22 protein-coding genes are annotated in these 26,161 nt (G+C 46.0%); 21 read left to right on the top strand and 1 reads right to left on the bottom strand.

Annotated elements, in window-relative coordinates:
• Positions 1–134: 134 nt before the first annotated feature.
• From CXK86_RS22585 to CXK86_RS22685, 21 genes are all read left to right on the top strand, one after another.
• The gene (locus tag CXK86_RS22585) at positions 135–1,832 is read left to right on the top strand and encodes an ABC transporter substrate-binding protein (RefSeq protein WP_370511447.1); all 1,698 of its coding nucleotides are present in this window, start codon (positions 135–137) and stop codon (positions 1,830–1,832) included.
• Positions 1,833–2,022: 190 nt separating this feature from the next.
• Positions 2,023–4,404 (top strand): glycoside hydrolase family 95 protein, encoded by a 2,382-nt coding sequence (locus tag CXK86_RS22590; protein ID WP_076253564.1) that lies wholly within the window; start codon positions 2,023–2,025, stop codon positions 4,402–4,404.
• Between the two features lie 15 nt (positions 4,405–4,419).
• Positions 4,420–5,781 (top strand): GH1 family beta-glucosidase, encoded by a 1,362-nt coding sequence (locus tag CXK86_RS22595; RefSeq protein WP_036668061.1) that lies wholly within the window; start codon positions 4,420–4,422, stop codon positions 5,779–5,781.
• Between the two features lie 360 nt (positions 5,782–6,141).
• Positions 6,142–6,405, top strand: a complete 264-nt coding sequence (locus CXK86_RS22600) for a hypothetical protein (protein ID WP_036606904.1) — start codon at positions 6,142–6,144, stop codon at positions 6,403–6,405.
• A 318-nt stretch (positions 6,406–6,723) separates the two neighbouring features.
• Entirely contained in the window at positions 6,724–7,698 is a 975-nt protein-coding gene (cyoA, locus tag CXK86_RS22605; protein WP_076253565.1) for a ubiquinol oxidase subunit II, read from the top strand.
• A gap of 21 nt (positions 7,699–7,719) precedes the next feature.
• Positions 7,720–9,690, top strand: coding sequence for a cbb3-type cytochrome c oxidase subunit I (locus CXK86_RS22610; RefSeq protein ID WP_036606909.1), 1,971 nt, complete (start codon positions 7,720–7,722; stop codon positions 9,688–9,690).
• Entirely contained in the window at positions 9,691–10,311 is a 621-nt protein-coding gene (gene cyoC / locus CXK86_RS22615; RefSeq protein ID WP_036606911.1) for a cytochrome o ubiquinol oxidase subunit III, read from the top strand. It begins immediately after the preceding gene.
• Positions 10,312–10,641: a cytochrome o ubiquinol oxidase subunit IV gene (gene cyoD, locus CXK86_RS22620; protein ID WP_036606914.1), complete on the top strand. Its 330-nt coding sequence runs from the start codon at positions 10,312–10,314 to the stop codon at positions 10,639–10,641.
• A 224-nt stretch (positions 10,642–10,865) separates the two neighbouring features.
• Positions 10,866–11,849, top strand: a complete 984-nt coding sequence (locus CXK86_RS22625; RefSeq protein ID WP_076253566.1) for a zinc-dependent alcohol dehydrogenase family protein — start codon at positions 10,866–10,868, stop codon at positions 11,847–11,849.
• Positions 11,850–11,922: 73 nt separating this feature from the next.
• Positions 11,923–12,495, top strand: a complete 573-nt coding sequence (locus CXK86_RS22630; RefSeq protein WP_036668056.1) for a biotin transporter BioY — start codon at positions 11,923–11,925, stop codon at positions 12,493–12,495.
• A gap of 77 nt (positions 12,496–12,572) precedes the next feature.
• The gene (locus CXK86_RS22635; RefSeq protein WP_076253567.1) at positions 12,573–13,382 is read left to right on the top strand and encodes an energy-coupling factor transporter ATPase; all 810 of its coding nucleotides are present in this window, start codon (positions 12,573–12,575) and stop codon (positions 13,380–13,382) included.
• Positions 13,367–14,230: an energy-coupling factor transporter ATPase gene (locus CXK86_RS22640; RefSeq protein WP_076253568.1), complete on the top strand. Its 864-nt coding sequence runs from the start codon at positions 13,367–13,369 to the stop codon at positions 14,228–14,230. The genes CXK86_RS22635 and CXK86_RS22640 overlap by 16 nt, the downstream gene beginning before the upstream one ends.
• Positions 14,231–14,232: 2 nt before the next feature.
• Positions 14,233–15,036 (top strand): energy-coupling factor transporter transmembrane component T family protein, encoded by an 804-nt coding sequence (locus CXK86_RS22645; protein WP_076253569.1) that lies wholly within the window; start codon positions 14,233–14,235, stop codon positions 15,034–15,036.
• Between the two features lie 83 nt (positions 15,037–15,119).
• A complete protein-coding gene (locus tag CXK86_RS22650; protein WP_179087937.1) occupies positions 15,120–16,784 on the top strand; it encodes an adenine deaminase C-terminal domain-containing protein in 1,665 nt (554 codons plus the stop codon).
• Entirely contained in the window at positions 16,784–18,286 is a 1,503-nt protein-coding gene (locus CXK86_RS22655) for an AMP-binding protein (protein ID WP_076253571.1), read from the top strand. Before CXK86_RS22650 ends, CXK86_RS22655 begins: the two co-directional genes overlap by 1 nt.
• A gap of 5 nt (positions 18,287–18,291) precedes the next feature.
• On the top strand, positions 18,292–19,461 hold the full coding sequence (locus tag CXK86_RS22660) for a thiolase family protein (RefSeq protein WP_076253614.1): 1,170 nt from the start codon (positions 18,292–18,294) through the stop codon (positions 19,459–19,461).
• 13 nt (positions 19,462–19,474) lie between these two features.
• On the top strand, positions 19,475–20,332 hold the full coding sequence (locus CXK86_RS22665) for an SDR family NAD(P)-dependent oxidoreductase (RefSeq protein ID WP_051449543.1): 858 nt from the start codon (positions 19,475–19,477) through the stop codon (positions 20,330–20,332).
• A gap of 40 nt (positions 20,333–20,372) precedes the next feature.
• Positions 20,373–21,581 (top strand): glycosyltransferase, encoded by a 1,209-nt coding sequence (locus tag CXK86_RS22670; protein WP_076253572.1) that lies wholly within the window; start codon positions 20,373–20,375, stop codon positions 21,579–21,581.
• 30 nt (positions 21,582–21,611) lie between these two features.
• Positions 21,612–22,832 carry a sugar efflux transporter gene (locus tag CXK86_RS22675; RefSeq protein ID WP_245838376.1) on the top strand — a complete coding sequence of 407 codons (1,221 nt, stop codon included), beginning with the start codon at positions 21,612–21,614 and terminating at the stop codon, positions 22,830–22,832.
• Complete coding sequence (locus tag CXK86_RS22680; RefSeq protein ID WP_076253574.1) at positions 22,822–23,958, top strand: glycosyltransferase family 2 protein; 1,137 nt, start codon at positions 22,822–22,824, stop codon at positions 23,956–23,958. The genes CXK86_RS22675 and CXK86_RS22680 overlap by 11 nt, the downstream gene beginning before the upstream one ends.
• 54 nt (positions 23,959–24,012) lie before the next feature.
• Complete coding sequence (locus CXK86_RS22685; RefSeq protein ID WP_076253575.1) at positions 24,013–25,182, top strand: acyl-CoA dehydrogenase family protein; 1,170 nt, start codon at positions 24,013–24,015, stop codon at positions 25,180–25,182.
• On the opposite strand, the gene CXK86_RS22690 is transcribed toward CXK86_RS22685, so the two are convergent.
• Positions 25,179–26,072, bottom strand: a complete 894-nt coding sequence (locus tag CXK86_RS22690) for a MaoC family dehydratase (protein WP_076253576.1) — start codon at positions 26,070–26,072, stop codon at positions 25,179–25,181. The two genes, CXK86_RS22685 and CXK86_RS22690, sit on opposite strands and share 4 nt — an antisense overlap.
• Positions 26,073–26,161 lie beyond the last annotated feature (89 nt).

The raw sequence follows: 26,161 nt of genomic DNA on the forward strand, positions 1-26,161 counted from the left end.
AGAATCGAAACGTCAGCTTCAGTAAACACGTCGGAATGAACGATATCGAAAGCGCATTCAAAAAAAGTGGTATCCTCAGGCATAAAGCCTGTTATACAGATAAAACCTTCATAAATAATAGGGGGAACTAGACAATGAGAGGCAAAATGAAAGGCAATACACCCAAGACGTTTGCAATGTTGATGCTCGCAAGTGCAATGTTGGTTACAGCTGGTTGTGGGAATTCGGGAACCAAAGAGACTTCGGAGTCCAGCGGAACCGAACCGATCACAGTTACATTCTTCGGGGCGGATGCTAGTCCAACCTGGAACAAGATGCAAGATGCTGTTGGTAAAAAGATTACGGAGCAAACAGGCGTTACCATTGAAGCAGAGTATGATGTAAACGATGGTGGTAACCAGAAGATTGCGCTAATGGCTGCCAGTGGTGACTTTCCTGATATGATCTACCCTAAAGGTAACTTATCTAAGCTTGTGGATGCAGGCGCGATGCTGGATCTCACGGATCTGATTGAGGAGCATGCTCCCAATCTGAAAAAAATCTACGGAGAACAGATGAATCGTTTGAAATACAGTTTGGAAGATCAAGCGATATATACCATTCCAACCAATATGGGTGTTGATAATGTTACGTTTGACGCTACAGGTGGATTTGAAATTCAGCAAAGAGTATTGAAAGAGCTCGGATACCCTGAAGTGAAGACACTTGAGGATTACGAGAATGTACTCAGAGCCTATTATGAAAAACATCCAACCATTGATGGTCAACCAACCATTCCATTAACATTGAATGCAGATGATTGGAAAATCATGATCACGGTAACGAACCCGGCTTTCCAGGCAACAGGTGCACCGGATGATGGTGAATATTACATTGACCCTGAAACGTATGAAGCCAAATTGCACTACAAACGTCCAGAGGAAAGAGAATATTTCCGCTGGTTGAATAAAATGTACAATGAAGGCCTACTGGACAAAGATGCCTTTGTTCAAAAGGATGACCAATACAAGTCCAAAATTGCCAGTGGCCGTGTCCTCGGTCTGATTGACCAAGAGTGGAACTATCAAGAAGCGGAGAACGCGCTTAAATCATCAGGTAAGGATGATGCCACATACGCTCACTTCTCTGTATCACTTAACGATGAGATTGTGGATCATACGTTCCAACCAGCCGGATTTGACGGTTATGGCATCGGGATTACAACTTCGGCCAAAGATCCAGTGCGTATCATCAAATTCATGGATTGGCTTGCTTCCGATGAAGGACAAGTTCTGAGAAACTGGGGTATCGAAGGTGAACATTACAACGTAGAAGATGGTAAACGCGTGATTCCAGAAGACGTTCAAGACCGCAAAACGAATGACAACTCCAATTTCAGCAAGGAAACAGGAATTGGGATGTATAACATATTTAGCGCAAGATACGGTGATGGTGTAAAAGATTCTACGGATAACTACTACACAACAAACTTCCCTGAGCAGATTGTAGCTGGTTACACGGCTGCAGAGAAAGAAACGCTGAAAGCTTACGGTATCACGACTTGGAAAGAGTTCTATCCGGCTGAAGAAGATCTGCCAGTTAAGGATTGGGGCGCAGCGTATAACATGTCCGTACCTTCCGGTACAGACTATGAGGTAACGTTCCAGAAAACGCAGGATATCATCCGTAAACGGATTCCGGAAGCTGTTCTGACTACACCAGCAAACTTTGATGCAACCTATGATGCTTTACTGGCTGATTTGGACAAAGCGGGTGCAGTTGAAATGGAGAAACAATTTACGGTTTGGGTTAAGGAACGTGTCTCTCTGTGGACAGGAAAAGACGTAAAATAATATGGATTGTCTGCGATCCATGGTTACACAAGGAAAGGGCCCTATATGGGGCCTTTTTTTTGTGGAATGATGTGATGATTTGCATTGACGCAAATTTTGAAATCACATATAATTTTATTATTGTAAGCACTTACCGAAAACGTTTTATGACATAAGAAATATACTGCTTATTCAGGAACAGGAGCTAATCATGTCCCAACACAATAACCAACCTAAAATCAATCGTCTATGGTATCAACAACCGGCAAAACGCTGGGAAGAAGCATTGCCCATCGGAAACGGCCGTCTTGGAGGCATGGTGTACGGTGGCGCAGCAGATGAACGAATTCAGCTCAATGAAGATACATTATGGTCAGGGTTTCCACGGGATACGATTCAATACAGCAGTCAGCGGTATTTGAAGCAGACGCGAGAGTTGATCATGTCTGGGCAGTATGGTGAAGCTGAGGATTTGTTGAACCGTGAAATGCTTGGTCGTGATGTAGAGGCCTACCAACCGATGGGTCATTTTCTATTGCACCATGAGGGTCTGGATGATCTTTCATATGATGCATTTGAACGGGAGCTTGATCTGGAATCGGGTATTGCAACCACAACCTACTCATTGGAAGGAACTCAATACGTACGTGAAGTGTATTCAAGTGCTTCGGATGATCTGATGGTCTGTACATTAACTGCTGATCAGAAGGGCGCTGTGAGTGTAAGTGCTACGTTAGACAGTCCCCATCCTTATCGCGTTGAGACTTCGGGAGATGCTCTAACCATGTTCAGTCGGACCCCAAGTCATGTGGAGTCCAATTACTTCGGAGATCACCCGGAATCCGTTCTCTATGAAGAGGATCGGGGGACGGCTTATGCTGTCCGTGTAGCATTTACGGCATCTGGTGATCAGGTGAAGGTCTCCAATCCGGAAGGCAAGTTACATATTCAGGGTGCTGATCAAGTTGTGTTTTATCTGGCAGCGGCTACCTCCTTTGAGAGTTACGATGTGTTACCTGTGAAGGATCATCTTGTATTGGAAGAGGAATGCAAGGAGATGATCTCCAAAGCGACCACACATGGCGCGGAAGCGCTTCGTGACCGACATATTCAGGATCATAGCGCGTTGTTTAACAGAGTCTCTATTAATTTAGGGGTATCGGCTAACGCCGAATTACCTACAGATGAGCGGCTGCAGGCTTATCAGACAGGGCAACAAGACCCTGGACTGGAGGCACTTTATTTTCAATATGGAAGATATCTGTTAATGGCTAGTTCGCGTCCGGGCAGCCAGCCTGCCAATCTGCAGGGAATCTGGAATCATCAGGTAGAGCCGCCATGGCACAGTGATTACACGATCAACATCAACACGGAGATGAATTACTGGCCAGCGGAAGTCTGCAATCTCAGTGAATGCCATGAGCCACTGTTTGATATGCTGACCGATCTCAGTGATACAGGACGAAGAACGGCGCGGATTCTGTATGGAGCCCGTGGATGGACTGCCCATCATAACGTGGATATCTGGAGAACCTCTACACCGACAGGTGGAGATGCAAGCTGGGCTTTTTGGCCGATGGGTGGCGTGTGGCTGACCTCGCATCTATGGGAGCATTACCAATTTACCGGAGATCAGCGTTTTCTTGAGGAACGTGCGTATCCCATCATGAAAGAGGCGGCGCTGTTCTGTCTCGATTGGCTGGTGGAAGGGCCCGATGGTTATCTGGTTACGATTCCATCCACTTCACCAGAGAATAAGTTTCTCACAGATGCTGGGGAGGCACGCAGTATATCCATGGCTTCAACGATGGATATGACGTTAATTCGTGAACTGTTCAGCCGCTGTATTGAGGCCTCGAAGCAACTAAATATAGATGAGTCGTTGGCAAGCGAGTGGAGCGAGGCTCTGGAGAAACTCTATCCATTCCGAATTGGAAGCGAAGGACAATTGCTGGAGTGGTTTAAGGATTTTGCCGAATCCGAGCCAGGGCATCGTCACGTCTCCCATCTGTATGGACTGTATCCGGGAGAGCAGATCAATCGAGTGCACACACCAGAACTTGTGGAAGCTGCAAGGGTATCGCTTGAACGTCGTATCTCACAACGTGGCGGGCATACAGGATGGAGCTGTGCATGGTTGATCAATCTGTATGCACGACTGCTGGATGGCAGCCAGGCACATCAGTTTGTGCGCACGTTGCTGGCCCGATCCACACATCCGAATCTGTTTGACGATCATCCGCCGTTCCAGATCGATGGTAACTTTGGAGGCACGGCTGGCATGGCCGAGATGTTGTTACAGAGTCACTTGAACGAGTTACATTTACTGCCGGCACTGCCTGAACTCTGGACTCAAGGTCAAGTTGAAGGGCTTCGTGCAAGAGGTGGTTATACGGTAGCAATAACGTGGACGGACAACAAGCTTGTGACAGCGGTTATTAAGGCAGACCGAAGTGACTCGCTGACCCTTCGCAGTGCTTATCCGCTGCGTGTAGAAGGAAATGTAGAAGCCAAGGCAGAGCTTACGCCTCAGGGCGATTATGTAATTATTTTAACCATGACCGCAGGACAGACGATCCGCGTGTCATCATGAGACGGAGGAATAACCATGACGATTTTTAAATTTCCGCAAGATTTTCGCTGGGGTACAGCAACAGCTTCCTATCAAATAGAAGGAGCGGCACAGGAAGGTGGACGCGGGGCATCCATCTGGGATACGTTTGCGCGCACACCTGGCAAAGTATATAACGGAGACAATGGGGATGTCGCGTGTGACAGCTACCACCGTTACGAGGAAGACATCGAACTGATGAAGAAACTCGGGATTAACACATACCGGTTCTCCATTGCCTGGCCGCGTATTATTCCTGACGGAGATGGTGAGATCAATCGGGAAGGTCTGGACTTCTACCACCGCTTCGTGGATGCATTGATCGAGGCTGGAATTGAACCGTTCCTCACACTGTATCACTGGGATCTTCCGCAAACGCTGGAGGATGACGGAGGCTGGGGCAACCGCAGAACTGTGGATGCTTTTGTGAAATATGCCGAAGTGATCTTCAAAGAATTCTCTGGCAAAATCAACTTCTGGCTGACATTCAACGAACCATGGTGTATCGCGTTCCTGTCGAACCTTCTGGGGATTCATGCGCCAGGAAACAAAGACCTGCAAACTTCTATTAATGTGGCACATGGATTACTGGTTGCTCATGGTAAAGCCGTTCAATCCTTCCGTCGCTTGGGAACAACCGGTCAGATTGGTATTGCTCCGAACGTGTGCTGGGCTGAGCCGTACAGCAAATCTCCTGAGGACCAAGCTGCGTGTGACCGATCAATTGCGCTTAATACCGATTGGTTCCTTGATCCAATCTACAAAGGTTCATATCCGCAGTTTATGGTGGATTGGTTTGCAGAAGCGGGTGCTACCGTACCAATTCAGGAAGGTGATATGGAGATCATCTCGCAACCAATCGATCTGCTCGGCATTAACTATTACACGATGGGGATCAATCGCTTCAATCCGGAGGCAGGTGCTCTGCAATCGGAAGAAGTTGATATGGGCCTCACCAAAACTGATATTGGCTGGCCTGTGGAATCACGTGGTTTGTATGAATTTATGCATTACTTGCAAAAGTACGGCAATGTGGATGTATATATCACAGAGAATGGTGCCTGCATCAATGATGATCTGGAGAACGGAAAAATTAACGATGATCGCCGGATTTCATATTATGAGCAGCATTTGGCTCAAATTCACCGCATCATTAATGACGGCATTAACCTGAAAGGGTACATGGCATGGTCACTGATGGATAATTTTGAGTGGGCAGAAGGCTACCGTATGCGTTTTGGTCTTGTTCATATGGACTATCGTTCACTCGTGAGAACACCGAAGGAGAGTTATTACTGGTATCAGAACGTCATCAAGAATAATTGGTTGGAGACACGGAACGAACATAATCCTCAATAGTTGGTTGGCAGGTTTTAAGGGTAGAGCAGGTCCTCATTATATATGGTTCCCTTATTAAAGCTGAGAATGACGGTAACATTGGAGTATTCCAATGTGCCGTCTTTTTTTTGTATTTTTACCGTTGGAAAGGAGTAGTTCATAAAGGTTTCATAAGGTCAAGTGCGGTTCCTGTTATGAAGAGACGTTTTTTGGGTTATAAGAAGTAAGAAAGAAATGAATAATGTTTTGTCAACGGATAAATTTGAAATAAAGTGTCCAAATTGCGAAGAAAATTTGAACATTTGTTGACTAAAAATCATGCTGATGTGGTATATTGGTATAAGGAAAGCACTTACAAAAAGGGAAAAGGAAGTGTTTACTATGGCATCGAAGACAGCAATGGTTAGCCAATTGGAGCGCAAAGACAAAAATATGCGGCGCGCCGTCTTGACGATGACAGTTCTGGCATGGGTCGCACTCATTACGGGAGTGATCATGTGTCTGATCAATCTGAACGAATTTAATGATCGTAATCTTGGCTTGATGGTTGGTATTGGATTCCTTGTAGGTAGTGTGTTTATTTACGTTATTGCCAAAGCGATTGGCCTTGTTCATACACGCCGGGAAGACGAAGGCGCCGATTGATTATAATCCTGCGTTAATTCGTTCATAATAAGACTGGATGAGTTCCCGGAATCCAGTCAATAAAGCCCTTTGCGGATTCGTTGACACTGTTCAACGGGACTGCAAAGGGTTTTATTTTGTGACTTGATGTGTAAAGATTACGAAGTACAAATATCAAGCATGCAAGCGATTTGTGAGAAAAAATTCACACATTTAAGGTGTAAAATCGACAAATTTGTTAACAAGAACAAAAAAGTTGTTCATTTCTGATATCTTTAGTAGGAAGAGAGTAGTATACTGATTTTTCAGTATGAGCGAATTTAAGGAGAGGGGATCAAAATGAACAAGAAACCTAGGTCGCTAATCCGGATTATCATTCCGGTTGTCCTGACGTTGGTTACAATTGCATTGATTGTCTGGCCAATGCTGGCAGGCGGACAGTACGTTGTTCTGGATCCGAAGGGGCCAATTGGCGCTTCGCAGAGAGATTTGATTGTCATCTCGACAATTTTGTGTGCTGTCATTATTGTGCCAGTACTCATTTTGGCTGCCGTAATCGTATGGCGTTACCGTGAGAAACCGGACAACAAAGCAGCATATGAACCTAACTGGGCTCATAGCACCAAAGCGGAGGTTGTATGGTGGACCATTCCAATTATTATTATTGGAATACTTGCAATTGTAACGATTCGTTACACGTATGTTCTGGAACCTTCGAAGCCGTTGGCTCACGAGAAAGCACCAATTACCATCCAAGTGTCTTCACTGGACTGGAAATGGCTGTTTATGTATCCAGAACAAGGAATTGCAACGGTTAATACGTTGAATATTCCGGCAGACCGGCCCGTGAAATTTGAACTCACTGCGGATTCACCGATGAACTCATTCTGGATTCCGCAACTTGGAGGACAGATTTATACGATGTCGGGTATGGCGATGACCTTGTATCTGCAGGCAGATCATGAAGGCAAGTACTGGGGTTCAGGCGCTAACTTCACAGGTGAGCATTTTGGAGAAATGCGTTTTGATGTGAATGCTACATCGGACGAAGATTTTGACAATTGGGTAGCTGAAGTGAAACAGAGTTCTCAGGCGTTGACTACAGAAGGTTACAAAGCACTGGCTGAGCCAGGCACAAGCAACGTTGCTTATTATTCTGCCTTCCCAGAAGGATTGTTCCAAAATATTGTGACCAAGTATGTAGTAGATGGTCAAAGTGCTCACAGTAAGCATGGAACTTCAAAAGAAGCTTCTGGAGCCATTCAAAATGCAACTGATACGTCCAATCAAGACGAGGACGAGAGTGCTAACTAAAGATTCGAAAGGAGGCCCCCAATGTTAGAGGGACTTAAAGAGTTTGCATCGGAGTTTTTCGTAACCGGTGATCCGCTCATTTATGGTGCGATGGTAGCTATCGGAATTACCATGATTACTATTGTAGCGGTGCTAACTTATTTCAAAAAATGGGGCTGGCTCTGGCGTAACTGGTTAACGACTGTCGATCACAAAAAGATCGGTATCATGTATATCATTGCTTCCATTATCATGTTGTTCCGTGGTGGTGTGGATGCGCTAATGATGCGCCTTCAGCTAGCTATGCCTAACAATGAATTTCTGAATCCTGAGCATTATAATCAGGTCTTTACAACTCACGGTACGATCATGATCTTGTTCATGGCGATGCCATTTATGTTTGGTCTATTTAACGTTATCGTGCCATTACAGATCGGAGCAAGGGACGTTGCGTTCCCGTTCCTGAATGCACTGAGCTTCTGGTTATTCTTCCTGGGAGCAATGCTGTTTAACCTGTCATTCGTTATCGGTGGTTCACCGGATGCAGGATGGCTGAGTTATCCGCCTCTATCGGAGCTGTCACACAGTCCGGGGGTAGGACAGAACTTCTATATATGGGGTATACAGATATCGGGTATCGGTTCCTTGGCTACCGGTATCAACTTCCTGGTTACCATCATTAAAATGCGTGCGCCAGGCATGAGATGGATGAAAATGCCGATGTTCACATGGTCGGTATTCTCCACTTGTATCATTATCTTGTTTGCTTTCCCGATCTTGACCGTGACACTTGCATTGTTATTCCTCGACAGGTTTGCCGGGGCGCATTTCTTCACACTTGATCTGGGCGGTAACCCAATGATGTATATCAACTTGATCTGGATGTGGGGTCACCCTGAGGTATACATTGTCGTCTTGCCGGCATTCGGTGTTTTCTCCGAGATTGTAAGTACCTTCTCTCGGAAAAAACTGTTTGGCTACAAATCGATGGTATTCGCGATGTTGATCATCAGCTTCCTGTCCTTCTTCACATGGGCGCATCACTTCTTCACGATGGGTTCCGGAGCAGACGTGAATGCATTCTTCGCCGTAACTACGATGTTGATTGCTATTCCAACAGGGGTTAAGATATTCAACTGGCTGTTTACCATGTATCGAGGAAGGATTCGCATGGCGACTCCGATGATGTGGACACTTGCCTTTATCCCGTGCTTTATTGTCGGGGGTATGACAGGCGTTCTGTTATCCGTTGCTCCTGCTGACTTCCAGTTCCACAACAGTTACTTCCTGATTGCCCACTTCCACCAAGTATTGATCGGTGGCGTTGTCTTCGGATACTTCGCAGGTCTGTACTACTGGTGGCCTAAAATGTTCGGTTTCCAACTCGAAGAGAAACTGGGCAAATGGGCATTCTGGACTTGGAATATTGGTTTCTATGTCTGCTTCATGCCGCAGTACGCTGTCGGTCTAATGGGTATGACACGTCGTCTGAGCACATACGGCTGGGATACTGGCTGGTGGGAACTGAACTTCGTATCCACAATCGGGGCATTCCTGATGGGTGTCGGATTCCTGTTCCAAGTTGCACAAATCGCAGACGGTATTCGCAAATACAAATCACTCAAAGCTTCCGCCGATCCATGGGATGGCCGTACGCTGGAGTGGTCAATTCCTTCACCAGCTCCTGAATACAACTTCGCCGTTACACCGCGCGGAGATGATATTGATGAGTGGTGGGAAGAGAAAGAACGTCGTGCCAAAGGCATCTATCCGCCAGAGCAACCGCTTGAGCCGATTCATATGCCGAAGAACTCTGGAATTCCGTTCATCATGTCTGTCTTCTGGTTCATCGCCGGTTTCGGCTTTGTCTTCGGATGGTTGTGGATGGCAATTCTCGGACTCGCTGGCGTAGGGATCTGTATGATCGCCCGTTCATTCTCATATGATACGGATTATTACATTCCGGTTGACGAAATTAAACGTACCGAAGCGTCGTTAAGGGGGTCGGTATAGATGGCTCAAGCAGCCGCTAAGCACGGTGAGAATCATGCACATGGTCACGACCATGGACATCATGATCCACAGGAAATGAAAATTCTCGGTTTCTGGTTCTTCCTGATTTCCGACGTTATCCTGTTCTCCGTATTGTTCGCAACCTTCATTGTGTTGCGTGACAATACGGCGGGCGGACCGATTTTGTCTGAATTGATCAAAATGCCTGGTGTTATTGCCGAAACGTTTATCTTGCTCACAAGTTCATTTACGAGCGGACTAGCCGTACTGGCGATGAATCAAGGCAAAGTAAAACAATTAATCAGTTGGCTGGCAGTTACAGCCGTTCTGGGTGCAAGCTTTATCGCACTGGAAGTATATGAGTTTATTGAGTTGATTCACGAAGGGTTCAGCTTTACAACGAGTGCTGCTTCTGGCGCATTCTTCACCCTTGTGGGAACTCACGGACTTCACGTATCGCTCGGTCTGATCTGGATGATTGGACTTATGTTACAACTGAAAAAACGTGGTATTACCGATGTTACTCGCGGTAAAATTAACGTCATCAGCTTGTACTGGCACTTCTTGGACGTCGTATGGATTTTCCTCCTGTCGATCGTCTATCTCATGGGGGTGATGTAGATGTCAGAGCACAACTCACATGATTCCCACGGTCATGAGCAACATGGTTCACTGAAGTCTTATGTCATCGGCTTCATTCTGTCCGTCGTTCTGACAATCATTCCACTTGTGGTGGTTCTCAATGATATGATGGAAAGAACAGGAACACTCATTGTTGTTCTTGGCACGGCAGCACTTCAGTTTGTGGTTCAACTCTTCTTCTTCATGCATATCCGTGAAACAGAGAAACCACGCTGGAATGTGATGGCTCTTATCTTCGGTTTGCTGATTATGATGACCATCGTAATTGGTTCGATCTGGATTATGCTTAACAATGCTGTTGCACATTAATTGATATGATGAAAGAGCTTCACGACCTTGGAATTCAAGGTTGTGGGGCTCTTTTTTTTCTAAGCAGAAGTTATCGCATATTTTAATGAAAAAAAAGTTGGATTATATCATAATAAGTCGTTGATGAAATAATTTACCAGTGATACTATTGTTATACACTCTGGAAATATATTCAATATTTTAGTTAGAGCAATTTTAGCAAAATTATTTTAGGAGATGTACTAATGAAAGCAAGGGTAATCCGTTATTATCGTTTTGGCGAACCAAGTGAAGTGTTATGTATGGAAGAAAAAGATGTGATACCCCCTGGCCCCGGTGAATTAGCAGTGAGGATGTATGCTCGGCCTATTAATCCCTCCGATATTATTCCTGTTCGAGGAGCTTACCCGCATCGTACCCGATTACCAGCTGTTCCCGGGTTTGAGGGTATGGGGATAGTAGAAGCAGTAGGATCGGGAGTATCCAATCAAATGTTGGGGCGTCGTGTCTTGCCACTAAAAGGCGAGAATACTTGGCAGGACGTCGTGAAGACTTTGGAGCGACATACAATCATTGTGCCGAATGATATCGATGATCACTCAGCAAGTCAGCTCTATATTAATCCGGTTACGGCTTGGTTGATCTGTACAGAGGTGCTTAAGCTTACGTATGGTGATACCCTGATTGTGAATGCAGGGGGATCTGCAATCGGGCGAATCTTTGCACAGATCTCAAAAATCTATGGATTTAAATTGATTGCGCTTACGAGAGATGATCGTCATACTGCTGAACTGTATCGTCTTGGAGCAGCTTCTGTTATCAGTACAACGAAAGAGTTGCTACAGGCTAGAATCACGGAATTAACAGAGGGCTACGGTGCAGATGCAGCCGTGGATTGTATTGGAGGGACAGATGGGGAACAGTTGGTGAGTTGCCTTAAGCCAAATGGGACGGTCATCAGCGTAGGATTGCTTTCGGGGATCACACCATTATGGCATGAAGTAACCCGGGGGACACAAGTTCATGTGAAACTTTTCTGGTTAAAGCATTGGGTTGAACGCTGTTCACAAGAACGCTGGGAACAGGTATTTCATGAGGTGATGGAGCTGGTCAGAGCAGGGAGGCTTGTCATGACAAACATTGGGGCGACGTATGAACTAACGAATGTACAACAGGCTATTGCAGCGGCTGAATCGGGTATCGAGGGGAAGATTCTCTTAATACAGTAGTACATAAGACTTGGAAAAAACTCAACATAAAGTAATGCGTAATTAACAACTAAATCATATTGGGGGCCTTGTTGTGAAGATTAAAGATATGATGTTTACTGCGATTATGGCAGCTGTTATTGCAGTACTTGGACTGTTACCTCCGATTCCACTACCATTTATACCTGTGCCAATTACAGTCCAAACGCTGGGCGTGATGCTGGCAGGCAGTATCCTTGGTGCTCGATTGGGAGGGGTAAGTCTCTTGCTCTTTGTTGTTCTGATCGGTTTAGGAGCTCCATTGTTATCCGGTGGCAGAGGGGGCTTGGGTGTTCTGGTTGGACCTACAGGCGGGTATGTTCTTAGTTATCCGATTGCTGCTTTTGTGATTGGGTTGTTAGTTCAACGTACATCCGTTGCAGGCATTAAATTTTGGAACTTTCTACTGAGCAACATCGTGGGCGGAATCCTTGTTGTGTATGCAGTGGGTATTCCATTCCTGTCCTTTATAACGGATGTACCAATTACACAGGCTATCATAGGCAACCTTGTTTTCATTCCAGGCGACTTGCTCAAAGCAGTGCTTGCTTCACTTATTGCTGTTAGAATCCTCAAGGTAAGTCCTACAATGATCCAGGATACGAAAAGGCAGACTCCGGGGGTGTAACATTATGATATTCAGAGACTGCACATTCTTAAACACTTCTGTACAAGTAAATCGCGCCAAGTGATGGAGGTACTACAGTGATTCATTTTTCCAATGTAACGTTTGGTTATGCAAACCGAGCAACAATGTTAAACGATATTAACCTTCATATTGGTTCTGGTGAATATGTGGCGTTTGCTGGAAGGAATGGAGCAGGGAAATCCACCATAGCTAGGTTAATGAACGGGTTACTCCTTCCAACCACAGGCCAAGTAACTTTTAATGATTATGTGACATCCAATGAAAATGATTTAAGTATCATTCGTCAGAGAATTGGAATGATCTTTCAAAATCCAGAGAATCAAATTGTAGCATCTACAGTGTTTGAAGATATCGCCTTCGGCCTGCAAAACGTCTGTGTCCCTACTGAAGATATCGAGCGTCATGTAACAGAGGCATTGAGGCAAGTGGGGATGCTGGATTATTATAATTCTGATGTATATTCGTTATCAGGAGGGCAAAAACAGCGTATCGCTATTGCGGGAGTTCTCGCTATGGGACCAGAAGTTATTGTTTTTGATGAATCTACCTCAATGCTCGACCCGGAAGGCAAAGATCAGATTGCATTGCTGATGGGAGAGTTGCATAAACAAGGAATTACGATTGTAACAATTACGCATGACTTAGAGGAGATTGCAGCATCTTCGAGGGTTATTGTACTTGATCAGGGTGACATTTGTTATGATGGATCGCCCGAGGCCTTGTTTCAGGGGGAATACTGGCGTTTTCCCGGGATAACGGCTCCTTTTGTTGTCGAGGCAAGAGAGACATTGAACCGGAAGGGGCTGCACTCTTCTTCGGCACTCACTCTGGAAGATTTGGTGGATGATTTATGCAAATTACACTAAAAGAAGTAGACTTCTCGTATCATGTTGGAACACCACTGGAGAACAACGTATTGAGCAACATTACACTCACCATGGGCGATAATCGTATTATTGCTGTTGTGGGGAAAACGGGATCAGGCAAGTCAACTTTTGTACAGCTGCTCAATGGGCTTTTGCAACCTATAAATGGAACAGTTGATATAGGGGATTTTCGAATGACAACCGATCGAAAAAAAACGCACGTTCTCTACGATAAAGTAGGTATTGTATTTCAATTCCCGGAGCATCAATTATTCGAGGATACGGTAATAAAAGACATTTCTTTTGGTCCCAAGAACTTGGGCTGGTCGGCCGAAAAAGTACGTAGTACATGCTTGGATGCATTACACATGGTAGGTCTGGACGAATCTTTCTGCAATAGATCACCGTTTGAATTAAGTGGCGGAGAGAAGCGGAGAGTGGCAATTGCAAGTGTGTTAGCGATGAACCCGGAGGTACTTATTCTCGACGAGCCAACGGTAGGGTTGGATTCGGAAGGAAAAGAGCAGCTGATGGAACTCTTTTGTTCCTGGCAGCAGGAACAGGGGAGTACGATCATTATGGTGACGCACGATATGGAGACTGTTGCCGAGTACGCCGAAGAAGTGATTATATTTGAACGTGGTCAAGTGCAAAGACATACGACTCCGCTCCAATTGTTCACTGAATATCAAGTTGAGTTGAAAGATATGGGATTAAAGCTGCCTAAAGCGCTCCAGCTCGTGGAAGCCATAAATGTAAAATTGAACGTTGAATTGCAGCTGGAGTCGGTAAAGAAAGAATGGATTTTGTCATATATTGCTGATTTTTTTCAGAGGAAGGAATTGTAGTTATGTCCTTATCTCAATCATTTATCATTGGTCAGTATGTCCACAGAAACTCCATCATTCACCGGCTTGATCCAAGAGCTAAACTCGTCATCGCGTTCTTGTTCATGTTGTCTGTCATGCTGTTGAACTCATGGCTTTCATACGTATTGTCTGCGGTGTTTGTGGTGTGTGTAGTCACTATATCGCAAATACCACCCTCCTATATTGTTAGAGGATTGAAACCTGTTTGGCTAATAGTCATTGTCACATCTGTGTTTCACATTTTTCTGACACAAGGGGGGGAGCTATGGCTTGAAGCGGGAGTGTTTTCGATCTACGAGGAGGGTGTCATTAAAGCAGGTAATATAGCCATTCGCATCATTCTTCTTCTCGTCATCGCTTCATTGTTGACACTTACGACAAAGCTGGGTGATCTCGCACAGGCTATTGAAGATCTGTTGAAGCCTGCCAAGCGGTTGGGTGTTCCTACACAGGAATTTGCGTTGATGATCTCGTGGACGATCCGCTTTATTCCAATCCTGTTGAATGAAACCGACAACGTGATGAAGGCACAGCGGGCAAGAGGTGTTCGTTTTAATTCCGGTAATATCGTTCGTCGTCTGCAAAGTTTTATCCCAATTGTAGTCCCTATCCTTCTGTTAGCGTTCCAGAAAGCCGAAAGCGCTTCACTGGCCGTTGAGGCACGCGGATATAGCCCTGGCATGAATCGAACGCAACTGAGAACGTTAGCTTTCAAAAAGCTCGACTATAAAGTGCTGATCATATCCATTTTTTGTTTCGCACTTTTGTTGGCATTACGAAAGTGAGGTAAGCTATGAGGATTTACCCGACAAATCTACAGCAATATCACAGACTCATTTCAGTATCTAAAGGTGATCAGCCTGCGACAATGTGGATTAGACAGGCATCTTACTTGAACGTATACACAGGGGAAGTTGAACAAGCGAATATCTATCTGTCCGGAAGTCGTATTGCCTACGTTGGAGCCAAGGAACTACCCACTTCAGACCAGACCCAGGTCGTTGAATTGGAGAAAGGTCATGTTGTTGTTCCAGGATATATTGAACCTCATGCACACCCATGCCAAATGTACAATCCTTATACATGGGGAGAAGCTCTGTTACAGAAGGGTACGGTCTTGTCCATTAATGATAATCTGTCTTTGTTAACGTTTCTAGGAACTGAAGCTTTGTCATTCATTGAGAAGCTGGAGGAGACAAGTCACCATATGTTCCTATGGTGGTGTAACATTGACCGTCCTGATCGAGCTGATCCAATGACTATGGACAAGTGGCTACAACATAACCTTGTGATACAGAGCGGGGAACTGACCGAATGGCCCAAACTGCTGGCGAACGACGAAGTATTGGTAGAGCAACTTTATCTAACGAAGGCTCATCATGGGATGAGGGCGGAAGGACATTTGCCTGGCGTATCTTATGAAAAAATAAGTACTATGGCTGCAGCGGGCATCACAGCTGACCACGAAGCTCTCCATGCCGAAGATGTACTTAGACGATTAAAAGCGGGGCTACACGCCTCTCTTCGATACTCATCTATTCGTCCTGATTTGCCACACCTCCTTAAAGGGATGAAAGGTGATTCCCGGTTCAATATGAACCGAATGATGCTTACCAGCGATGGCCCGTCACCAAACTATGTGAAGAGGACGAGCTGTGCCAGCATGATCAAGATCTGTATGGAGACGGGAATATCTGTAGCGGATGCCTATCGTCTTGCTACCTTAAATCCGGCAGTATATTACGGTCTGGATGAAGACTTAGGCGGGATTGCACCAGGCAGACTGGCTTGTTTGAACGTCTTAACCTCCATAAATGAACCTGATCCACTGCATGTCCTGCAACGAGGTGATTGGGTGGTCCAAAATCAAAGGCGAGTAGTAGAGCCAGATGAAGCAGAGATACACACTTGGTTGCGCTCCACTTTTCGGTCTCGTCGAACGATCGGTAACCTGAGGCTGGACCAGATGGAAACTCGAACCGACATCGGTATTGAATTGGTGAACGATGTCATCACCCAATCGTACCATTTTGATCCCCGAGCGGAATTGGAAACGGATGAGAACTGGATGACATTACTGGATGTTAACGGAAGTTGGGTGATTAACACCCGAATCAAAGGTTTAGCGTGTGGGATCAAGGCATTAGCAAGTACTTACAACGCTTCGAACGATACACTTTTACTTGGGCGATCTCTGTCTGTCATGCGCGAAGCATCTCAGGAGTTGGAAGTTCGCGGGGAAGGAATATTAGTATATTTCGTGGATGGGGAGCAACTGTACATTCCTCTTCCTCTCAGTGGAGCTATGAGCTTGGAGAGCGTGGCATCAATCGGCGCTAGTGTGGATCATTTCAATGAGAAAATGCGTGTCCACGGTTACCGATTTGGTGATCCTCTGTATTCTCTTTTATTTCTGACAGCTTCACATTTGCCGCATATTCGTGTATCGGACAAAGGGTTGTATCTGGTTAAAACAGGTGAGATAGTGCTCCCGGCTACCCCCTTAGTTAATACAGTAAGGAAGGTGAAATGATGTTACTGGCTGATGCGATACGCATGCATGCTTCCCAGAATCCTGAGAAAACTGCCATCTTTGATGATGCCCGGCAGATTTCGTACGCCGAGCTATACCATGGAATAAAGCTGGCAGCAAATACAATTCTGGCTACTGAGGAAGATTTCGAAGCCGATGAACTTCCTCTTGTCGGCCTGCTGATGAACAATAGTGCCGTGATGATCGAATACTTTCTTGCAGCCACCAAAATTGGAATGTGTGCTGCTGTATTTGATCCCAAGTGGAGCGATGCAAATCTGACGGAGGTTATTAATGAATGTGAACCTCGTGTGCTTGTCATAGATGTGGAGTTCAAAGCCAGAATACCTCATATTCCATCGTCAACAAGGGTGATTACTGTGGATACAGGTGAACCTCGTTCTCTCAGAAGGGAAGAAGCCGAACCACAGCGATCCTCAACTGAAGATAGCCTGTTCTACATGGGATATACCTCCGGGACGACCGGACGACCGAAAGGCTATCTCCGTTCTCAGCGTTCATGGATCGAGAGCTTTGCATATGCGCGTGAAACATTCGTGCATGATGCAGGAGACCATGTATTGGCGCCGGGTTCTTTGGTCTATTCACTTACGTTATATGCGTGCATTCAAACGTTGTATATTGGCGGGACATTCCATCTAACAAGCAAATTCCGAGCGGAATACGTATTGGAGACGTTAGCAACACATGCGGTTACACATCTTTATCTTGTACCTACGATGTTTGAAGCACTCTACAAAGCGTTCATGGCTTCTGATTCAGTTATTGCGCTGCCATCTGTCAGATCTCTCATTACGTCAGGTGATAAATGGTCGCCAGAATCCAAACGGAAGGTGAAAGAGGTATTTGAAAATGCAGGTTTGTATGAATTTTATGGTGCCTCCGAGCTAAGCTTTGTCACAGTACTTGATCCGGAAGGAAATCGGTATAAACCTGATTCAATCGGTAAACCGTTTGCCGGTGTGCAGGTATCCATTCGTGAAGCGGATAGTACGGAAGTAACCGAAGGCGCAGTAGGACAATTGTTTGTGAAGAGCCCGATGATCTTTACCGGATATTATGGTTCCGAGGAAGAAACCAGCCAAGTTGTACATGGTGAATGGGCAACTGTGGGAGACCTTGCAACACGAGATTCCGAAGGTTATTTATATCTGGTTGGTCGAAAGAAAAACATGATTATTAGCGGAGGGCTTAATATATATCCGGAGGAAATCGAGAAGCTGTTGTTAACATTGGAAGGCATTGAGGAGGTCATCGTTGTAGGTGTACCCGATGTATACTGGGGCCAAAAGGTGAGCGCACTTATCAAGCTCAGAATGGGTAGCGAGGTTAGTGATGATGAGATTGTATCATTGTGCCGTCGTGAGCTTGCTACCTACAAGTGTCCAAAGGAAATTATGCGGGTGGATGCCTTCCCCTATACAACGAGTGGAAAGATTTCGCGAACAAAACTGAACGAGTTACTGAAAATAAAGATATGAACAATATGTTGATTCCTGTTATTCTTTCCGCGAAGCGAACTGCAATCGGTAAATACGGGGGGATGTTTAAGGAGACACCGCCGGAGATACTGGCTGCAGAAGTCATTCAGGCCATTTTAAGCGAAATTCCCATCCCTCCCGGTGACATTGATGATGTTCTATTGGGGAATGCAGTAGGCGGGGGAGGTAACATCGCCAGGTTATCCGCGTTACAAGCCAAACTCCCAGTAGAGGTCCCTGGCGTGACGATTGATCGTCAATGCGGATCTGGTCTTGAAGCCATTCATTTAGCAGCGAGGCTGATTCAATCAGGTGCCGGGGAAGTGTATCTGGCTGGTGGTGTCGAAAGCACAAGTCGTGCACCCTGGAGATTGGAGAAACCCTTGTCTCTGTACGGGAGTGTAGTACCTCAAGTAATCACTCGCACACGATTCTCTCCGGAATGGATCGGAGATCCGGATATGGGGAAGGCGGCTAACAACGTTGCTAAGAAGTACGGTGTGACTCGAATGGACCAGGACGAATATGCGCTTTCCAGTCATAGGAAAGCGATTGCTTCAATACAAAGCGGGCGTTTCGACAACGAAATCGTTCCATTGTCTATCCCGGAGGGTAAGCAACTTAGAATCATTCATACAGACGAATGTCCTCGGGCGAATACAACACTTACGAAGCTTGCAGCATTGCCATCTGTTTTCGAACAGGATGGTACAGTGACGGCTGGTAATGCATGTCCATTGAATGATGGAGCCGCTATCGTTTTAATCATGTCAATGGGAAAAGCATTATCGTTAGGACTTACACCACTAATGAAATTTATCGACAGTGTGGCAGTGGGCGTTGACCCGAACTACTTGGGTATCGGTCCGGTTCCTGCCGTTACCAAGTTGCTCAGCCGAAATCGCTTGGCAATGGAAGACATTGATCTTGTGGAATTCAATGAAGCGTTCGCTTCACAAGTTCTGGCCTCTTTAAGAGAACTGCATATTCCAACTCACATTGTTAATATGGGGGGCGGGGCACTGGCGCTTGGACACCCGTTCGGTGCATCGGGAGCCATCCTGGTTACACGCCTATTCAACGAGATGAGGCACATAAAGGGGGCTCGGGGAATCACAACACTGGGTATTGGTGGCGGGATCGGGCTTGCATCATTGTGGGAGAAGTGCGAATAGGAGGAAACAGCCTTTGTTGTTAGAGGGACAGGTAGCAGTCATTACGGGTTCCAGCCGCGGAATTGGGCGTGCAACCGCAATACGTATGGCACAAGAAGGAGCCAAGATAGTTGTCAACGGTGTACAAGAAGGTGGGGTATGGGACGTTGTTCAGTTGATTCGGAATCAGGGAGGGACCGCTATTGGGGTCGTTGAATCCGTCGCAAGCATGGCCGGTGGTGAACGCATCATATCGGAGGGTCTTCGCGAATTCGGCAAAGTTGATATCCTGGTGAACAACGCCGGAGTTGTTCACGATAAGATGGCCCATAAAATGAGTGAAACCGAGTGGGATCTTGTATTGAATTCGCATCTTAAGGGAGCCTTTGCTTGTATCCGGTCCGCTCTGCCGGGCATGAGGGAACGAAGGGAAGGCAGCATTATTAATATGATCTCCGTGGCGGGCTTGACCGGAATGATCGGACAATTAAATTATAGTGCTGCCAAAGCCGGATTGATAGGCATGACGTGGACACTTTCGCTGGAACTTGAATCTTATGGTATTAATGTGAATGCAGTTTCTCCCGCAGCGCGTACTGACATGACAATGCCCTATATCGAACGGGCGAAGCAGACCGCTGAAATGAAAGGTGAGTCGTTTCCCGAGTACTGGAAAGTAGGTTCAACGGAAGATGTGGCCGAATTGATGCTTTCCTTATGTCTGCCGCGTTGCCGTAAGGTTACCGGTCAGATCTTCTCTGTTAATGGTGGAAAGATCGGTGTGTGGTCCCCTCCAGAGCACCGTATAGTTGCCACCCAATCCAGTAGGGAGAACGGTTGGGAAGCAGGCGAACTCTTTGAGCAAGTGTTGTCAGCCTACGTGAAAGTGTAGAACTATTTCCGAAATATACGAATTGATGGAGGAAATTTTGTTGAAGAAAAAACGCATTTTTATTGGGATGATGGCCGGGATGGGGAGAGTGAATCGTTGTCTTCCCATAGCACTAAAGTTACGAGAGATGGGACATGAGGTGGCGTTCACAATCTGGGGAAATGCCGGGGTCGCGATGGAACAGATGGGTTTTACCTATATTCCGATTCCAGTTATTCCTGCTCCCAAGGGACAGGTTTTCCACCCAAACTTCAAGGATATGAATCACTTTTTGTCCATGATGGGGTACTCGGACCCTGTTTACATGCGAAATGAGCTTGAAGCTCGTCTGCGGGTAACCATCGGTTTTAAACCGGACCTTGTTATTTCCGATTCGAGTGTCCCCGCAGCGTTCATTGCCTGTAAGCTGGACATTCCTCTCGTTTCTATGAATCAGTCCAGCACACTTCCAGGTGGTCTTCCTTTTACAACGAATTATGGATTATATGGAGACATACCAGATGTCACGAATGTATTGAACGGAGCGTTGGTTGAGTATGGTCTGCCTGAAACGGACAACCTTCTCACATTTCTGGCGGGTAATCTTGCCCTTCTTCCGAGCATACCGGATTTTGATCCGGTACAGATCGGGAAGCTGCCCGTTCCAATTGAATATATCGGTCCCGTGGTATGGAGAGATACAAATGAGACAGGAATGCCTGCGAACTGGTTGAAGAAATCAGACAACGACAGGAGGCCACGTGTATTTGTGTACACAAGTCGTCTCGTGGAATGGGGTGTGGAGAGTGGTGGTCATATTTTCAGGGAAGCCGTTAGAGCACTCGGTAACACTTCGACGGAGCTTTTGATTGCTACTGGTTTTAATCCATTGGAAGGGGACAGCGTGGAAGTTCCCCCTAATGTACACTTCACCTCATATGTATCGGGAGTTATGGCAGCCGAGCATAGCGATGTGATGATTCACCATGGCGGACATGGAAGTTGCATGACGACGATCTTAACAGGCACGCCGTCGTTGGTCATTCCGACCTGGGCAGAACGTGAGTTTAACGCCAAGCAGTTACAGGACGTTGGCGGTGGCAGAGTAATGTCCCCAGATGAGGTTACGGGATCCGCTCTAGCTGAGACCGTTAACGCGATGATGACTAATGGAGACATGGATAATGCTATGGCGCTGAAGGAAAACGTCTGTACTTCGCAGTACGGAGGAGCCGAGCGTGCAGCTGAACTCATTCGTCGGTTGTTGTAAAGAGGGGGCAAGGTTCTATTGAAAAGTCTTTTGGTTGTCCTGAGAAGTCCGGCCTTACTTTTATTATCCGTATGTATTTTTTTTATTGGTTTGGGATACGGATTAACGCTACCATTCATGCCATTATTCGGAGTAGAACGGGCTGGAATGAGCCCCTTATCATTAGGGATCTTTATGGCGTGTGGATCGTTAAGCGGCATTATCATTAGTACGCTGTTTAGTCGATTGTCCGATAAAAAGCCTGTGCGCAAGTGGATCATTGTTGGATCATGTGTATCTGCTTCTGTAGGCTATGTATTCTATGCAAATACGGACAGTTACATTGTGTTAATGCTGGTTTCCTGTACTTTCATGGCCTTGTCATTCTCGGCCTTTCCGCAATTATTTGCTCTTGCGAGAGAAGTAGTCGAGAGGGAGGCGAGTGAAGATGTCACCGTTGTTATGGCTGTATTGCGAGCTCTGGTGTCTCTGGCCTGGATTCTTGGTCCTGTAATGGCGTCTTTTATAATCTACCAGTTCTCGTACACAGGCCTGTTTCTGGTTGTTTCGTTGATGTACATGCTCGTTGCCGTATTTGTACTGATGATTCGAGCAGACGAGAGTCGGGAACCGGGGGGCGGAACGGAATTATCATCTGACTCAGTACGTAGCTTCAAGCGCCTGCTGATGGCACCGCAGATTGTATTTTCATTACTTGCTTTCATGGCATTTGAGTTGGCTAATACGATGGGGGGCATTGTAACTCCCTTATATGTTACGCAAGAGTTGCAAGGCGGGAAGTTGGACGTTGGCATGATCTCGGGAGTTAACGCAGCCTTGCAGGTTCCCACCATGATCATTTTGGGAATATTGGCCAAAAGGTTTGGTAGTATCACAGTTATGAAATGCGCGGGATTGTTTGGAGTCGCCTATTTTTCACTATTTTGGTTTACCCAATCGGGATGGCAGATCATTGCTATCCAGATATTCAGTGCCATTTTTATCGCGATTGTACTTGGAGTTGGAATGACTTTTTTTCAGGATTTGGTTCCTAAAATGACAGGTACGGCCACAACGTTGTACAACAATGCAAACATCATTGGTTCCATGGGTGGTGGATTACTAGCCGGAGCAGTCGGAAATTATTTTGGTTTTAAAATAGTGATTGCCTGTTCGGCAGCACTTGCCTTCCTGGGATTTGTACTATTATTGGTGCCAAACGCAAATAAAGAGGTAGTCCGGCATGTGGGAGGAGATACGTATGAAAGCTAGTATAATTATTCTATCGCATAATCAGAAAGAAGTGATTCAGGCCTGTTTGTCTTCCTTATCTCGACAGCGTTTGTGTGAAGGAGATCAATACGAAGTTGTGGTTATCGATAACGGGTCTATAGACGGCACGGGCGAGATGATCGGCAGGCTTACGTATGATTTTCCTATACGATATAATTACATTCCTTCTACGGAGCAATCAAGTCGGGCAGCGGCACGAAACAAGGGGATTACTATCTCGAATGGAGATGTGATCGTGTTCCTTGACGGAGATCAACTCGCCGGACCGGACTTTATCTATGAGCATTTGAGAGTGCACAAGCTAGCCGAGGGGAAACTTGTCATAGGGTTTCGAAGATATTTGGGTGAAGAGAGCATCGATATAACGTCGTTAAATCCGGGATGGGTGCATGCTGCTATTACATCATCAGAAGCAGATGAACGATTTCAGCTCATGGAACGTTTTTCGGAAAATGGAAGCGCATTCCGCACAGCGTGGCATCTGTCTTTCAGCTGCAATTTCTCGGTAAACAGAGAAGTACTGATAAAATCGGGTATGTTTGACGAAGGGTTCAAGGGATGGGGGTTGGAAGACAGTGAGCTTGGCTATCGTCTGCAACAGGCTGGAGGAACGTTCGTATTGAACAAAAAAGCGTTAACCTTCCATATCTTTCACCCTTCCGAGTTTGATGAGAATCGTTATGATGGTTGGAAAACAAATCTGGATTATTTCCTCGAATGTCATCCGATGTTTGAAGTACAGGCGCAAAACATCTTAAAGGAATTTTTTGACCCAGAGATTAGAAAATCATGGTGGGATTGTTATATTCGCTTTGAGAAGGTTGTAAGAGTACATCAGGGTTACGAGGGGGATCGATTACCTGTCAGCATCATTGTTGTCTATGCCGAGGGCCCAGAACTGATCCAGACCATTTCGGCAGAAGCTGCCCATAGAGAAGTGTTGGTTATAGATAAGACACCATCATCGGACCTGGATATCTTGTGCCAATGTATTAACGAGAAATTTGATGTTTTGTATTACAAGCATCCTTCGGAAGATCAGTTAATTGACTTGTACCATCAGTATGCAGTCAGGGGAATTGTGAAACATGAAATTTTCAAGTGATCATGGATCAGCTGTTCTGGCCCCAAATGATGACATTTTATACGGGAGGTTGACATGAATTTTGAATTGACAGAGCAACAGAAGCAGATTCAATCCGCCGCACGCCATTTTGTGGATGAGCTACTGATTCCGTTGGAACCTGAATTATTGCGTAACGAGCGTGAGGGAAGACCCGGGATCGAACTTAGACAGATTAGAGAGCTTCAACAAAAGGCGAAAACACAGGGCCTATGGGGTATTGAGACACCAGAAGAGTATGGGGGAGCAAATCTTGGGACGGTCACTAGTGCACTCCTGAAAATGGAGCTAGGACGCACGTGTATTCCGTTTGTCTTCGGGGGGGAAGCGGACAATATTCTGTACCTTTGCAACAAGGCACAACAGAACAAGTATTTGCTTCCCGTTATTGCGGGCGAGAGACAGTCCTGTTTTGCAATAACGGAGCGTTCGGCAGGTTCCGATGCAAGTCGAATTCAGATGAGTGCTGAGCGTGTAGCGGATCGTTGGGTACTCAATGGAGAGAAAGTATTTATCACAAACGGAAACGAGGCGGATTTTGCAATTGTTTTTGCAGTGACTGATGTCCAGGCAGAGCCGGGCAAAGGGATCACTTGCTTTCTGGTGGACCGGGACATGGGATGGACGTCAGAGCCGATTCCTACGATGGGTGGGGATAAAAGTCCTTCTGTACTTACGTTTAACCAAGTGTTCGTGCCAAACGGGAATGTGCTCGGTGAAGAGGGGCAGGGGTTAACAACAGCGATGCAGTGGATCAGTCGAGGGCGCTGGGTGATTCCTGCTATTGCTGTAGGTGCGTCTGGCAGGCTGATCCATATGGCCATTGACTACGTTAAAGAACGATCGACATTTGGAGAGCAGTTGGCAAGTCGGCAGAGCATCCAATGGATGATTGCCGACTCTGCGGTTGAGCTGGAGGCTCTGAAATGGCTGGTATTATATACTGCTTGGAGGGTGGATCAGGGGCTGGATGCAAGACATCATGCAACGATGTCCAAGTTGTACGGTGCAGGTAGAGCAAACGATATTGTGGATCGGGTCCTTCAGATTTTTGGTGGAATCGGATATTCGAAGGACTTGCCGATCGAGCGTTGGTATCGGGAAATGCGAGTATGGAGAATCTTCGAGGGCACAGACGAGATTCAACGCATGATTATTTCCCGCAATCTGCTTAAGGGTCATGTCCGAATTGGAGAGTGGGATTAACGGGCCGTGTAACGAACGGATCCTTCATAGGCTAGCAAGTTAGAAGGAACACCCGCTCGATGTTCAATATAGACTGTGATACTGCATGCCAGATGGGAGAGGTTATCCGTGTTGATGACACTCACGAGGACACGGACGACGTCCCCTTCCATCACGGGTGAGCGAAATCGGTATTTTATATCGCATAGAATCCAGTTATCCAACCCCAGCATTTGTAGTCGGTTTCCAATCATGCCACCGATAAGCATACCTTGTGCAATTCGGCGAGGTGCACCTGCTTCATGTGCTTTGAGAACATCCAGATGAATTGGGTTGTTATCGTTCGATGCGGCTGCATAGGCGATGAGCATAGCACTGGTTATGGTTCCAAGACAAGCGTCGAACAGGAGTTCACCAGATGAGAGACGGTGTTTCCCATCCCATTGATAATAAATCTCCGAGGGATATTGCGGATACACAGGCTCGAGTTCGGAGTACGAAGGCTGCAACGCTGGAGAGTCTAGAAGTATTAATGTGGTGTTAGCAACGAGTACGGGTTGTTTCATGACGTTCGTAACCTTCATTGTACAATCAAGGAGCTGGATCTTCCCCAAAGATCCAGTTGTTTCGCGTACGTTTGCAAGTTCAATCCTGTAAAATAAAGCTGCATCATACTTCAATTTACGTTCGTATGTAAACGATTGTTGGCCATGGATCATAATTTTCCCAGGAAGCTCCATCCAGGGTAAGTGTGTCTGTTGCCACCATATCATCGGAAAGGTGAGAGGAATGGATCTTGCGTCGGGACGAAATTCTTCTGGAAAGCCTTGTGTGAACGGGACAATCTGATCTGTGGTAATAACCATTTTCTTGGGAGGAGTAGGTACTCCGATCCACGATTGGTAATCCATAACTTGCATCTCTCCTTTGACTGACCATGTCTTGTATTATATCGAAGGCAGTTAGAATCATAAATGTTTTATCACATAAATTACTTTTT

Source organism: Paenibacillus sp. BGI2013 (genome assembly GCF_002843485.1).
GTDB lineage: Bacteria > Bacillota > Bacilli > Paenibacillales > Paenibacillaceae > Paenibacillus > Paenibacillus amylolyticus.